Source organism: Stagnihabitans tardus, assembly GCF_009925085.1.
In the GTDB taxonomy this organism is placed as follows: Bacteria; Pseudomonadota; Alphaproteobacteria; order Rhodobacterales; family Rhodobacteraceae; genus Stagnihabitans; species Stagnihabitans tardus.
On record NZ_JAABNR010000046.1, the window covers coordinates 1 to 13,884 of the forward strand.

At 67.1% G+C, this 13,884-nt stretch carries 13 protein-coding genes; 7 read left to right on the forward strand and 6 right to left on the reverse strand.

What is annotated here, in order from left to right:
• On the reverse strand, positions 1-192 hold a 192-nt coding region (locus tag GV832_RS20905; protein WP_168776811.1), incomplete at its 3' end, for a hypothetical protein.
• 99 nt (positions 193-291) lie between these two features.
• Complete coding sequence (locus GV832_RS20910) at positions 292-510, reverse strand: hypothetical protein (RefSeq protein WP_168776812.1); 219 nt, start codon at positions 508-510, stop codon at positions 292-294.
• A gap of 204 nt (positions 511-714) precedes the next feature.
• Between GV832_RS20910 and GV832_RS20915 the strand changes: the two genes are divergently transcribed.
• Entirely contained in the window at positions 715-1,446 is a 732-nt protein-coding gene (locus tag GV832_RS20915; protein ID WP_168776813.1) for a hypothetical protein, read from the forward strand.
• A 94-nt stretch (positions 1,447-1,540) separates the two neighbouring features.
• On the opposite strand, the gene GV832_RS20920 is transcribed toward GV832_RS20915, so the two are convergent.
• A complete protein-coding gene (locus GV832_RS20920; protein WP_168776814.1) occupies positions 1,541-2,557 on the reverse strand; it encodes a replication initiator protein A in 1,017 nt (338 codons plus the stop codon).
• Between the two features lie 418 nt (positions 2,558-2,975).
• Here GV832_RS20920 and GV832_RS20925 point away from each other — a divergent pair, with 418 nt between their 5' ends.
• From GV832_RS20925 to GV832_RS20945, 5 genes are all read left to right on the forward strand, one after another.
• Positions 2,976-4,361 (forward strand): AAA family ATPase, encoded by a 1,386-nt coding sequence (locus tag GV832_RS20925; RefSeq protein WP_227754595.1) that lies wholly within the window; start codon positions 2,976-2,978, stop codon positions 4,359-4,361.
• A 30-nt stretch (positions 4,362-4,391) separates the two neighbouring features.
• Entirely contained in the window at positions 4,392-5,420 is a 1,029-nt protein-coding gene (locus GV832_RS20930; RefSeq protein ID WP_168776815.1) for a ParB/RepB/Spo0J family partition protein, read from the forward strand.
• Between the two features lie 173 nt (positions 5,421-5,593).
• Positions 5,594-6,640: a glycosyltransferase gene (locus GV832_RS22610; protein WP_168776816.1), complete on the forward strand. Its 1,047-nt coding sequence runs from the start codon at positions 5,594-5,596 to the stop codon at positions 6,638-6,640.
• Between the two features lie 218 nt (positions 6,641-6,858).
• Positions 6,859-8,412 carry a VPLPA-CTERM-specific exosortase XrtD gene (xrtD, locus tag GV832_RS20940; protein ID WP_354002001.1) on the forward strand — a complete coding sequence of 518 codons (1,554 nt, stop codon included), beginning with the start codon at positions 6,859-6,861 and terminating at the stop codon, positions 8,410-8,412.
• A gap of 21 nt (positions 8,413-8,433) precedes the next feature.
• Positions 8,434-9,372 carry a sulfotransferase family protein gene (locus GV832_RS20945; RefSeq protein WP_168776817.1) on the forward strand — a complete coding sequence of 313 codons (939 nt, stop codon included), beginning with the start codon at positions 8,434-8,436 and terminating at the stop codon, positions 9,370-9,372.
• A gap of 4 nt (positions 9,373-9,376) precedes the next feature.
• Here GV832_RS20945 and GV832_RS20950 read toward each other — a convergent pair whose 3' ends face one another.
• The 3 genes from GV832_RS20950 to GV832_RS20960 are packed head-to-tail and all read right to left on the reverse strand — an operon-like array spanning position 9,377 to position 11,938.
• On the reverse strand, positions 9,377-10,345 hold the full coding sequence (locus GV832_RS20950) for a glycosyltransferase family 2 protein (protein ID WP_168776818.1): 969 nt from the start codon (positions 10,343-10,345) through the stop codon (positions 9,377-9,379).
• A complete protein-coding gene (locus tag GV832_RS22460) occupies positions 10,338-10,916 on the reverse strand; it encodes a serine O-acetyltransferase (RefSeq protein WP_290427071.1) in 579 nt (192 codons plus the stop codon). The genes GV832_RS20950 and GV832_RS22460 overlap by 8 nt, the downstream gene beginning before the upstream one ends.
• Positions 10,913-11,938: a glycosyltransferase family 2 protein gene (locus GV832_RS20960; protein WP_168776819.1), complete on the reverse strand. Its 1,026-nt coding sequence runs from the start codon at positions 11,936-11,938 to the stop codon at positions 10,913-10,915. Before GV832_RS20960 ends, GV832_RS22460 begins: the two co-directional genes overlap by 4 nt.
• Positions 11,939-12,090: 152 nt before the next feature.
• On the opposite strand from GV832_RS20960, the gene GV832_RS20965 reads away from it, so the two are divergent.
• The coding region (locus GV832_RS20965; RefSeq protein ID WP_168776820.1) for a hypothetical protein at positions 12,091-13,884 on the forward strand (1,794 nt) is incomplete at its 3' end.

The following is a 13,884-nucleotide window of genomic DNA, read 5'->3' on the forward strand; positions in this document are numbered from 1 at the left end:
CCAGTCATAGGCCCAGAAGGGACGCGACAGCTTCATGAGATCCAGGAAGGCCAGGGCGGCTGACCAGTCGGAAATCGCGTTCAGGTTGAACGCAAGCTTGGGGTCGGAAAGGCCGAGGCCAGGGACGGGTTTGGGAACGGGGTTGGGGACGGGGTCAGAAACGGAGTTGGGGGTCGCATTCTGCGAGACCATGGAAAACCTCTTCGGATGGACCGACTCGAGACCTGTCGGGAGGGGATTACCAGCGAATATGGCAACAATAGGTCGCCCAAAAGAACGGCGCGGGCGGCTTCAGCGCGAGGGCAGGTTCCAGGGCGCAGGCCCCGTTCCGCTGCGCGGTGCGGGGCTGCGGGCGCGGGCCAGGGCAAGCCCCGCCGCGCAGAGCATCCCGCAGCCGCCTGCCAGGGTGTAAACCCCCAGACTGAAAAGGAAACCTCCGCCCGAGGCCAGGGCCCAGCCTGCGGCGGCAAGGCCCGGGACAAGGCCGGAAAGGATCAAGACGAGCGGCATGTTCACCTCCTGCAGGTGCGGGGCCTTGGCCCCTGCAGTCACGCAGAACTTCCTTTCGGAATGCCTAACCTGTTGCGGCGATGTTGCGCGAAAGGCGAAAATCCGCAGCCAGGGGCCGGGGCACTCGTTTCCTAGTTGAGAAAAGCAACCAAACTGCTACAAATATGAGTGAAAATACCCGTACCCTCCTTTGATGGTGACCCCATGCTTCGCCGCAACATTCTTACGACGATCATTGCCGCCGGCGCCCTGGCGCTTGGCCTTGCATCGGCCCAAGCCGCGCCGGTGACCTTTACCTTCACCGGAATGAGCTCGGGGTCGGGCTCGACCTTCAGCTTCACCGACCTCTCCTCCGGCCTGACGCTGAACGTCGGCTCGGGCAGCTTCAACGTGGCGGACCCCCTTGTCCTGCCCCCGAGCGGCAACAACAAGACCTTCACCGCAGGTGGCAGTGTCAGCACGCAGTCCCAGGGCCTGGGCGTCGTGCTGAACAGCACCCCGCTCGGCCCGACCGGGACCGACAAGCTGAACAGCTCCTCCGGCTTCCGCGAGACGCTGAGCTTCACCTTCGGCCAGAGCGTCAAGCTGATCAGCGTCGGCTTCACGCAGATGTTCTTCAACACGACCAATGGCCCGATCGTCGTCTTTGAAAAGTTCGGCGCCAATCTGGAGGCGAATTCGGGCGACCTCGCCACCCAGGGCCCGGATTCCTTCGACCCGACCGGCACGATCAATGTGTCCAATCCGACCTCGAGCCTCGATCTGAGCACGGCAGGCTATGTGGGCAGCGATTTCGCCATCGGGGCCAAGGGCGGGACGAACTTCTTCCTGTCCTCGATCACGGTCGATATCCAGCCGGTCCCGGTTCCGGCCGCGGGCCTGCTGCTGGGCGGGGTCGTGCTTCTGCCGCTCTTGCGCCGCAAGCGCCGCGGCTGAGCTCCTTCGACAAGGTCATCGCAAGCCCCGGTCCTGGAAAGGGCCGGGGCTTTGCTTTGTGCGCCCCGGACTACCCCAACTCGGACTGCACCGCTCAGGACAGGGGCGTGAGCCAGTCGAGGAAGGCGGCATCCGGGGTCTTGCGCGCCCGGGCGCGGGCCGGGGCGGGGGCCTGGGCCAGTTCCGCGCGCCACAGCGCCTCGAGGCCATAGACATCCGCCCCCGGGGCGCGGCGGCGGGCCTCTTCCAGCGTGGCGGGAGAGAGGGGGCGCGGGCTGGATGGCGCGGGGCTGGAAGGCGCGAGGCTGGGCCTCGTCTCTTCGACCAGGGCGCGGGGGGTGAAGAGGAAGATGTCGCCCGGCTCTTCGCGCATCTGGTAATCGGGCAGGAGATCGGCCTTGATCGTCTCGCGCAGCATGGCGCGGAAGACGCGGCGCGGCGAGGTGGAGCCGGATTTCTTGAGCAGGGTCTCGAGGCCGATGCGCCACTCAGGTTGGCGGCCGCAGTGCTTGCGGGCGATCTCGTAGAGGCGGCGTTCGAGGGGTTTCCTCAGCCCGAAGTAATCGCGCGAGAGGGTCAGGACCGATTTCGACAGGACGGCGCGGTAGAGCCATTCCGAGAGCGTCACCGAGACCGAGATCATGCGGCCCGCGCGGGTGCGGCGCGCGATCTCCCAGGCCTCGATCAGGCCGAAGCCGGAGGTGGTCTCGATGTCCCCGGTGGTGATGTTGGTGGTGATGCGGGTGCCTGCCAGGCGCTCGAAGGCTTCGCGGAGGCGGGCATAGCCATCGCCGGAGGTCTCGCGGCCGGTGGCGGTCAGCAGGTCATGGGCGGTGAGCGTCAGGCGGCGCGCGGTGGCCTGGCCTGCGTTGATGGCGGCCATGAGCTGGCTGATGCAGAAGATCAGGATATCGGCATCGAAGATCGTGGCGCGGCCCTTGACGGAAGGGGTCACGGTGATGGTCGTGTCATTGTGCTGATAGGTCACGACGCGCAGGTCGGGACGGGTCGAGAGCGAGAAGAGCGGATGCTCCATCGCGGCCAGGTCGTGTTTCGGGGCCGCGCCGAAGAAATCGCAAACGAAGAAATCGGGTGTGGTTATGGTCGCCATATCCCCCCATCCCCGAAGATCGGGAGGGGCGCCGGAGTGCCCTGCCTCATGTGCCTGCTCGATTTGTTATCGTTGTTTCGTTGACGGGGAGGTTAGGGGGCGGGGGAGATTCGGGCAAGATGGGGATCGGGGGATCGGAGTCGGAGGATCGGGGTTTCAGAGTCGGATCATCGTGGGATCAGAGTCGGGGGGGGAAGGAAAAGGCTTTGATCGGAAGGGGATAGGGGGCGTGGCGGGGGGTGTAACTGTTTTTCTAACCAATTCATAACGAAAGAATTTGCGGGATGGGGGAAAAAAGGCGATGAGGACGGGGAAGGCGCCTGGGGCAAAGGCTTGATTTGCTTGGGAAGCTCCTGTCGATGTTCGCGAAATCCTTGCATGTCTCGTGTTTTTGGGTATGTTGCGAGAAACGCGTGACATGAGGCTGAAGATGGTCGAACAGAACCTGCCGCCCTATTTCAACCTCTCGCCGGAGAAGGCGGCCAAGGGCCTGGGGAATGGCGCCGATACGGCCGCCTTTGCGGCGATTGCCGAGGCCTGCAGGCGGGGGCGCGACGACCTAGCGGGGCGGGGGCTGGATGAAAGCGGGGCCAAGAGGCTGAGGCTTTTCTCGACCTGGGAGATCACGAAATACCTCATACCGGTGGCGGTTCAGCATTTCCGCCGGGTTCTGCGGGCCAATCCCGACCTGCCCCAGGGGCGGGCCGATACGGAAGGCGGGGCGCGCTGGTTCACGCTGGACGAGGTCTTGCGGCTCAGGGCGCATTTCGGGGCGGAGGGGTCGAAGGCCAAGGAATACCTGCCATGGCGGCCGGAAGGCTTGCCGGCCAAGATCGTGGCGGTGGCCAATTTCAAGGGGGGCGTGGGCAAGACCTCGACCTGTGCGCATCTGGCCATGTCGGCGGCGCTCGATGGCTACAAGGTCCTGGTGATCGACCTGGACAGCCAAGGCTCGATGAGCTCGATCTTTGGCGCCCGGGTCGCGGATGAATGGGGCACGGTCTTTCCCCTGCTCGCGCGGCATTATGCGCAGTCCTTGCGGGCGGAAAACCAGCGCCGGGTGGATCGCGGCGAGGCGCCCCATGCGATGGATGAGACCCTGGGAGAGGCTTTGAAGGTCAGGTCCCAGGATGTGATCAAGAAGACCCATTGGCCGAATATCGACCTGATCGGGGCGCAGCTGAACCTCTATTGGGCAGAGTTCCAGATCCCGGTCTGGCGCATGGCCTCGCGGGGCTGGAAGCTTTGGGATGCCTTGACGGAGGTGCTGGCGGCCGATGGGGTCTTGGACCAGTATGACGTGATCTTCCTCGATACGCCGCCGGCGCTTGGCTATCTGACGATCAACGGCCTGGCTGCGGCGGATATCCTCCTGGTGCCCTTGGGGGCGTCCTTCCTGGAGTTCGATTCGACGGGGCGCTTCTTCGACATGCTGCATTCGACCTTCCGCTCCATCGAGGAGGGGGAGAATGTCGCGGCCCGCGCCCTGGGGCGGCCGGAGCTGAATTTCGAATGGGACGCGGTCCGGGCGGTGATCACGCGCTATGACGCCAGCCAGCAGGCCGAGATGGCGGGGCTGATCCAGGCCTATATGGGCCGCACGCTGTCTCCCTGGCGGCAGGATTTCACCGCGCTGATCGGCCAGGCGGGCGAAAGCGTGAACGGGATCTACGAGGCGGATTACCGCGACTTCAACCGCGAGACCTATGCACGGGGGCGGGCGACCTTCGACGAAACCTATGCGGGCCTCAAGGAACTGTTGATCGGCGCCTGGAAGCGGGATGAACTGGCGGCCAAGGCATGATGTTTCGCACGCGAAACCGGAGGGGATGACATGGCCAAACGCAAACGCCTGACGCTGCCCATGGGTCTTGGGGGCGATGACGGCTTCGAGGCGGGCGAGACTCAGCCCGCCCTTGCCCAGGAGCCCCCTGCCCTCTTCGCCCCCCTGGGGGCCCCGCCCATCGCCCGGGTTGCCGGGGACAGCGCGGCAGTGGCGGCCTTGGAGGATATTGCCCGCGAGATGACCCTGGCGCGCGAGAGCGGTCGCCTGGTCCTGTCCCTGCCGCTGGACATCATCGACGAGGCTTACCTGGTGCGCGACCGCGTCCATGCCGATCCCGAAGAGCTCGAGGCCCTGATGGCCTCGATGCGCCAACGCGGTCAGCAGGTTCCGATCGAGGTCACGGCCCTGCCCGGTGGCCGCTATGGGCTGATCTCGGGCTGGCGACGGCTGACGGCCCTGCGGCGCCTGTCGCGGCAGGATGCGCAGTTCACCACGGCGCTGGCCATCCTGCGCCGCCCCGATACGGCGGCCACGGCCTACCTGGCCATGGTCGAAGAGAACGAGCTCCGCGTCGGCCTGTCCTATTACGAACGCGCCCGCATCATCCTGCGCACGGTCGAACAGGGCGTCTTCCCCGACACCCAAACCGCGCTGGCCCGGCTCTTCGCCCCGGCCTCCAAGGCCAAGAGGTCGAAGATCGGCTCCTTCTCCCGCATCGTCCATGCCCTGGACGGGGTCTTGCGCTTCCCCAACCATATCCCCGAGCGGCTGGGCCTGAGCCTTTCGCGCGCGCTGGACCAGGACACCGGCCTGGCCGTGGCCATCGCCGACAGCCTGGAGGCCGACCCCGCGCTGCAACCCCATCGCGAGATCGAGCGTCTGGAGGCCTTCCTCGCCCCGAAGAAGCCCCAAGCCGCCGCTCTGCCCTCTGCCACCCGCCTCCCCCCCAACGGCACCGAGGAACTGCCCGGCCTCTTCGTCGAAACCGGCCTCGGCTACATGACCTTCCGCGGACCCCGCCTGACGGCCCATCTGCAGATGCAGATCATCGGGCTTCTGAACCAGTTGCGGGAGTGATCCTTTTGCCCCTGGCCCCGGGGGCCAGGCGGAAATGATCTCCGGCAAATGCGGGTTTGGCAAATGCGGGCGCGGCCGCTATGCCTGAAGCCCGACAGTCGAAAGAGTGAGTTCGCATGCAGGATCCTGGACCTTCGAAGCCGCGGCCTCGCTATCTTTTCGTCATTCCTCCGGTGCGCAAACCGACGGGCGGCGTCAATGTCATCCTCTGGATGGTCGAGAAGCTGCGCGAGAGCGGTCATGAGGCCGTGCCCCTTCTGGGCCGCAGAGACGGGGCGCTCTTCTCGCGTCCGGTCACGGGCGTCCCGCTCTACAGCCCCGATCTGGACCGCGTTTTCCGCCGCGGGGTCGGGGCCCGGGGCCTGAGGGACAGGCTGCGGCAGGCCCGGGACCATTGGGGCACGCGTCTGCAGACCGTCCTGGGGTCCAGGACCGCGCTGGAGCCTTGGCGCCCCCAGGACGGCGACATCCTGGTCCTGCCCGAGTTCATGTATCCGGAGATCTCGCAGGCCTTCGCCGGCCGCAGGCAGATCCTGCTGGTTCAGGGCTACATGGTGCTGCTCGAAAGCCTCTTGCGCGATCCCCCGCTTCCGGGGCGGGGGGCACGGGATTTCCATGCCATTCTCTCGGCCTCCAGGGCCTGTGCCGAGGCCGTTCGCTTCGCCTTCGCCCGCCCGAGCCCCATCATCCTCTTGCCGGTCTGCAAGCCCGGCCTGACCTTCAATCCCGCCAAGAAGATGCAGATCGCCTATATGCCGCGCCGGCGCGCAACCGAGGTCAGGATCATGACGCGCCTGATCCAGGCCCATCCGGCCCTGGCCGATATCCCGCTGGTTCCGATCGATGGCGTTTCCGAGGAAGAGGCGCAGCGCCTCATTCGCGAGAGCCTCTTCTTCCTGGCCTTCTCGGAGAAGGAGGGCTTCGGCCTGCCCCCGGCCGAGGCCATGGCCACCGGAAGCCTGGTGATTGGCTATACCGGTGTCGGCGGCGCGGAATATTTCACCTCCGAAACCGGCTTTCCCATCGCGGATGGCGATGCCATCGCCTTTCTCGAGACCCTGGTCGAGGTCGTCCAGCTCTGGCGCAGCGCGCCCGCAAGCCTCGAGGCGAAACGCGAAGCCGCCTCCGCCTTCATGTGGCGGGCCCATTCCGAAGCGCAGGCCGTCGAGAGGCTCACGACCCTCTGGGCCGAGATCGACGCCGGTCTCTTGCAGGGATAGGCCCTGTCGCGGTCGGGCGATGGGGCCCGCCCTTCAGCCTCTTTGGCCACCCCCAGGACGCCGAGTGCCTCCGATCCCTGCGCGGGGGGAAACCGCGAAATTGAGTAATCTTTTGCAACCTGCTACAACCTTGGCGATTGCCACCTGGTGGGTACAGCGGTGAAAGGGTTCTCTTGTCGGTCTCGGATTCTTTTGACAGCCCTCCTTCCGCCCGGGGCGTGATCCGCCCCATGGGGCTTTTCTGGTTCCTCCTGGCGCTCCTCTCGGCCGGGGTCTATTTCCAGACGGGCGTCACATCCCTGGCCAAGGCCTGGGCCCTGCCGGAATATTCCCACGGGCCCCTGATCCCGCTCTTGTCGCTGTTCCTCTTCCTGCGCCATCTGAAGCGGGTGCCGGTCCGGATGGGGCCTGTCAGCGACCGGGGCGCGGGGCTGGCGGTCGTGCTTCTGGCCATGGTGCTGGGCGGCATCGGGCGGCTCTTGCAGATCGACGACTTCGCGGCCTATGCCATGATCCTCTGGACCGGGGGGATGCTGCTCTTGTCCTTTGGCTGGCGCCAAGGGCGGCAGTTCTGGCCGCCGGTCCTGCACCTGGTCTATATGCTCCCCCTGCCCGGCGTGCTGTATTACGGGCTCTCGACCTGGCTGCAATGGGTCTCCTCGAACCTTGGCGTCTGGTTCCTGCACCAGATCTCGGTCCCGGTCTTCCTGGATGGCAACATCATCGACCTGGGCGTCTACAAGCTTCAAGTGGCCGAGGCCTGTTCGGGGCTGCGCTATCTTTTCCCGATCCTGTCGTTTTCCTATATCTTCGCCGTGCTCTACCGGGGCCCGATCTGGCACAAGGCGGTGCTCCTGATCTCGGCCGCGCCGATCACGGTCTTCATGAACTCGGTCCGCATCGCCATCGCAGGCGCCGTGGTCGACCGCTATGGCATCGAACATGTCGAGGGGGTCAGCCATTTCATGGAGGGCTGGGTGATCTTCGTGGCCTGCGTGGCGATCCTCTTTGGCCTGGCGCGGGTGATGCTGCTTTTGAACCCGCAGCGCATGGGCGTGGTCGAGGCGCTGGACCTGGATTTCGACGGGCTTTGGGCCCAGGCGCAGCGCATCCGGCTGATCGAGCCCTCGCGGGCGCTGATCGTCGCGGCCCTGGTCATGGGGGCAGGGGCGCTGGCCTGGGCCGTGATCCCGCCCCGCCCCATGGTCGAGGTCGCGCGCGAGCCCTTCCATGCCTTCCCCGCGCAGCTCGGGGCCTGGGTGGCCTCGTCGCCGCAGAGCCTCGACCCGCAGGTCGCCAAGGTGCTTGCGGCCGATGATTACCACTCCGTCACCCTGACCAAGGCCGGAGAGCGTCAGCCCGTCGATCTCTTCATGGCCTGGTACAAGGACCAGATGACGGGGGGGACGCATTCGCCGACGATCTGCCTGCCCTCGGCCGGCTGGGAGATCGCGGGCCTGCAATCGGTGCCCGCGCCCGAGGGGGTGGAGGGCGCGCCTTTCACGCTGAACCGGACAGTGATCCAGAAGGGCATGGAGCGGATGCTGGTCTATTACTGGTATGACCAGCAGGGGGTGCGGACCGCCTCGTCCTATTACGCCAAGCTCTCGATGACGCTGTCCAAGCTCGAGACGGGGCGCAGCGATGGGGCGATCGTGCGGCTGATCACGCCGATCGGTCCCGGCGAGAGCGATTCCGCCGCAGAGGCGCGCTTGCAGGATGCCTTGCGGGCAGTGGTGGTGCCGCTGCCCAGGTTCCTGCCCAAGTCATGAACCGTCCGAAAGACCAGAGCCATGCCCACTGATATCCTGTTCGTCTATGGTGCCTTGCGCTCGGGAACGACGATGTTCCGGCTGATGCTGGATGCGCATCCCCAGATCCTGCACCGCGGAGAGCGGGATTTTCTCTTCGATCACCTCCAACCGGACCCAGGCCATCCGACCGGGTGGCGCTATGATCGGGAAGAGCTCGAGCTTGACGCGATCTACCGGGCCAGTGGCCTGACCCTGCCTGCGGAGAAGGACGGCCTGGACTTGCTTCGGGACTTCCTGCGCCAGTTGAAGGCTGGGGCCGACGGGGGCATCGTGAGCCTCAATATCCATCGCAACGTCGAGAAACTCGTCGCGATCCTTCCCGGGGCCAAGATCATCCACCTGGTGCGCGATCCCCGCGATGTCGCGCGGTCCTCTGTCGCCATGGGCTGGGATGCGACGCTTTATCATGCGGTTGGGCATTGGCTGGAGACGGAGGAGGCCTGGGATCGCGTGGCGCCTGGGCTCGATCCGGGCCAGGTTCACGAGCTGCGCTACGAAGACTTGCTTCTGGATCTGCCAAGGGTGCTGGAGGGGGTTTGCGCCTTCATCGGATGTGCCTATGAAAGCGCAATCCTGACCTATCACGCCACCAGCAGCTACGGCCCGCCCGACCCCGGGCTGATCGATCAGTGGAAGCGCAAGTCCAACCCGCGCGAGATCCGCGACCTCGAGGCGCGGGCGGCGGAGGTGATGCTGCGGCGCGGCTATGCGCTCAGCGCCCCCGTCCGAACCCCGGGGCTGATGAGCAGGCTGCGGCTCGGTGTCGTGAACCGGTTGGGGCGTTGGCGCTTCGGGATCGAAAGATATGGCGCCGCCCTTTACTTCGGCGAGAAACTCACCCGCTGGCTCCGGCTCGAAGCCTGGCATTGCCGCATTCGAAACCGGATGGAGGTCATCTGGCGCCGCCATCTGAAGTGACGCGTCACTTGTACTCGATGATCCCGGGCCTCCGCCCCAGCGCGCGACCCAGCCAGAACTCCGCCACCCCCAAAACCTCCGGAAACTTTCCCAGGGTCATGAAGACCGGCCATTCCCAGGTTTCGCGTGCGAAACGAGAGGCTCCGGTCTCGCGCGCAAGGCGCAGGGCCAGGCGCGCGACCTGCAGGGGCCAGGCCAGGGCCAGCACCGCCGCCCAGGGCGTCACGCTCATCCCTGCCAGGATCACGAGCGGCAGCCCCGCCCCCCAAGCCACCGCCCGCCGCACCTGGTCCCGACCACCGCCATGCATCATGGCCCCCTGCGCCGCCGCAAAGCCGCCCCGCCGCGCCCGCTTCCACCACTGGCCAAACCGCAGCATCGCCGCGTCGTGCAGCACCATCTCCACCCCGATCCGCCAGATCCGCCAGCCCTGACCCCGCAGCCGCGCGCACATCTCCGGCTCCTCCCCCGCGATCAGCCCCGGATCATAGCCCCCCACCGCCGCAAAGGCCTGCGCCCGGATCAGCGCATCCCCGCCGCAAGCCAGGGCCTCTCCAACCGGCGTATCCCATTCCCGGTCGCACAGCCGATTGTAGACCGAGACCTCGGGAAACCGCTCCCGCCGCCGCCCACAGACCACGGCCACCTCCGGATGGTCGCGCAAAACCCCCAAGGCCGCCCCCAGCCACTCCGCCCGCATCTCGCAATCGCCATCCAGGAACTGCACGAATTCCGGCACCTCCGCCCCCAGGGCCGCAAAGCCCGCATTCCGCGCCCGCGCCGCCGTGAAGGGCGCGTCCCGCGCCAGCTCCACCACAAGGGCCCCCGCCGCCCGCGCCGCCGCCACCGAGCCGTCCGAGGACCCGCTGTCCACATAGACCACGCGCCCGACCTGCCCCCGCAAGGAGGCGAGGCAGCGCAGGAACCGCTCCCCCTCGTTGCGCCCGATCACCACGGCGGCCAGGTCATGCATCCCGACCCCCGATCACCCGCGCGGGCACGCCGCCCACGACACTGCCCGGCGCCACATCCCGCACCACGACCGCATTGGCCCCCACCACGGCCCCATCCCCGACCCAGATACCACCAACGATCACCGCCCCGGCGCCGATCTCCACGCGATCGCCGATCACCGGCCGCGCCTCCAGGTCGCTCAGCCGCGCAATCCCGAAGGTCGTGTTCTGCCGGATGATCACATCGTCGCCGATCGCCTGGGCCACCAGGATCATCCCCCCGAAATGCTCCAGCTTCACCCGCCGCCCCAGGCGCACCGTATAGGGCAGGAAAATCCCCCCCATCCATTCGCAAAGCTTGGCCATCGCCCGGTAGATCACCGAGAGCGGCAGCCGCACGAGCCGCACCCGCACCCCCATCCGCCAATTGCCGAACCGATGCCAGAAGACCGCCCAGAAGCCCTGGCTCAGCCAATCCCCGTCATGGGTCCGGAAATCCTCCGCCACCAGGGCCCAGAAGCCGATGCCTGGAGGATTCATGTTGGCCAGGCCCGGGTTGGGCCGGAAGACAGAGGCGTCAGGGCGCATCATCCCAAGTTCCTTCCCCGCAAGAGAGGCACCAGCACATGGGTCCGGACATCGGCAAAGAACCGCGGCGCCAGATGCGCCTTCCGCCCGCGCAGGGCCGAAAGCCCGACATTCACCCCCGCCCCCAGAAGCCAAAGCCCCGTGGCCAGCAAGGCCCCCGCCCGCCCCCGCGTCTTGACCATGTAAAGCGCCCAGGACCGGTACCAATAGGCGGGCCGCCGCCGCGGCGCCTCGCCGCTCTTCACCCCGGTCGCAGCCCCCTCGGCATGAAGAACCTCCGCCTCGGCCAGGTACCAGGTCTGCCATCCGGCCCGGCCCAGGCGATGCATCAATTCCACCTCTTCGTAGTAGAGGAAGAAGTCCGGATCGAAGCCCCCCACCTCCGCCAGGGCCTCCAGCCGGAACATCACCGCCGCCCCCGCCACCCAGTCGACCCGCCCCGTCGCCATCTCGGCCGGCAAGGGCACTTGCCAGCGCGCACAAAGCCGCGCCAGGGGGCCGAAGCTCACCGCATCCGAAAAGACCGAGACCAGCGAGGGGAAGCGAAAGGCCGCCGTCACCGGCCGCGCGATGCCATCCGCCCCGGGCTTGCGGATCCGCGCCCCCACCGCCCCGGCTTCGGGATGGCTGTCCAGGAAATCCGCCATCCGCGCCACCGCCGCGCCCTCGACCCGGGCATCGGGGTTCAGCAGGAAGACCTTCCGCCCCGCACCCTCCCCCGCCAGAAGCCGGTCGATCACCAGGTTGTTGCCCCGCCCGAAGCCATGGTTCACCGTCTCGGCCCGGAAGGTCACCCGGCTCCCCCAGCCCCGCGCCGCGATCGCTTCGGCCAGCCGCTGCCCATCCTCCCCCGGCGAGGCATTGTCGACCAGGTGCACCCCGGCCAGGCGGTCGGGATGATCCAGAAGGCTCTCGACCGCCAGCAAGGCCAGCTCGGCCGTGCCATAGTTCACGACGATGGCCACGACATCTGCGGGCAGGGGGGGCGGGACCGGGGCGGGACCGGGGTGGGCATCCTTTGACAATCGGCGCTTTCCTGTGGTTTTCTGGGCTCAGTCATTGTCCAAGGCATTGGGCCGGCAAGCCAAGTTTGCCGCCCGACTATAGCAGGACCACAAGGCATCACAACCGCCGCCCGGGCCGGGCAGGGGGCAGAACACAGGGTCAGGCATCGCGCATGGGCAATCCCTTCGCCTCTTTCATGCTCTTCTTCTGGCCCGTCGTGGTGTTCCTCCTCTTCCGCAGGCTCTCCAGGCCCGAGGCCCTGTGCTGGTCGATCGTCGGCGGTTACCTGGTCTTGCCCTTCGGGGTGGGGGTCGATCTCCCGGTCTTGCCAAGCCTGAACAAGGACCTGATCCCGGCTCTCGCGGCGGGTCTGCTCCTCCTGCTCATGGGGCCGGAGACCGATCGGCAAAGAGGGACCCCGCCCATTTCCCGCAGGGCCTCCCCAACCCCGCCCGCGACGGTTCCAGCGATGGGGTCCGGAGAGGCCTCCCCCCCGGGGCCCCGTCGCAGACCCGCCCCATCCGACCGGCGGGCCCCTGCTCCCCTTCCCCTTCCCCGCGTCTTCCTGGCCTTCCTCCTCCTCCTGATCCTCGGCCCCTTCCTGACGACCTGGAACAACCAGGAATGGATCTCCCTCGGCCCCCTGGTCCTGCCCGGCCTCGGGCTCTATGACACGCTCTCCGCGGTCCAGATCGCGATCGTCACGCTCTTGCCCTTCCTCCTCGCCCAGAGGGTCATGGCCCGGCCCGAGGCGCCGCGCATCCTCTTGCGCGTCCTCGTCTTCGGCGGATTGCTCTATCTTCTGCCGATCCTCTACGAATTGCGCATGAGCCCCCAGATCAGCAACAAGGTCTATGGTTTCCTTGGGCAAAGCTTCGACCAGGCGATCCGCGGCTTCGGCTATCGGCCGGTGGTCTTCCTGCAACACGGGCTCTGGCTGGCGCTCTTCATGGCCCTGGCGGCGCTCGCAGCCCTCGTCCTGATCCGCAATGCCGGGCTCGGGCGGGGCAGGGCCATCCTCGCGGCCCTCGTCCTCGCCCTCGTCCTCTTCCTGTGCAATTCCCTCGGCGCGGTCCTGATCTTCCTGATCCTGGCACCGCTCCTCCTCTTGCCCATCCGCATCCAGCTCCTCGCCTCCGCGATCCTGGCCGCCCTGCTCCTGGCCTATCCGATGGTGCGCGCCACCCCCCTGGTTCCGGCCGAGACGCTGACCCGCCTGGCCGAGACCTTCAGCCCCGACCGCGCCCAGTCGCTGGATTTCCGGCTGCGCAACGAGGATATCCTCCTGCACCACGCCAACAAGAAACCGCTCACCGGCTGGGGCGGCTATGGGCGCTCCCGGGTCTATGATCCCGAGACCGGGCGGGATCTCAGCATCACCGACGGGGCCTGGGTCATCGTCATGGGCGTGAGCGGCTGGCTGGGCTATATCGCGACCTATGGGCTTCTCGGCGGGGGCTGCCTCTGGCTCTATGTCACGCGCAAGCGCCATGACCAAAGCCATGAGGTCGCCGGGCTCGCCCTGATCCTCGTGGCCAACCTGATGGATTCGATCTCGAACGGAACCCTGACGCCGGTGACCTGGCTGATCGCGGGGACCCTGGCCGCGCAAACCCGGCTCAGGCGCCAGGAGGCGGCGGATCAGGGGGCTGCGGATCAGGGGACGGAAGGGCAGGCCGAGCCGGGGGCAGGGCAGGGGCGGGGGCCTCTCTATGCCCGCCCCCGATCTCGCCCCCAGTCCCGCGTCCTGCCCCTCACGCTGCTCGTCTCTGCGCTGGCCCTTGGCCCCGCCCCCCTGAGGGCCGAAGAGGCAGCCCCCCCCAACCCCGTTCCCAAACCCGTCCCTGGCCTCGGCCTTTCCGACCCCAAGCTTGCGTTCAATCTGAACGTGATTTCCGACTGGTCAGCGGCCCTGGCCTTCCTGGATATCATGAAGCTGTCACGCCCCTTCTGGGCCCATGACGGA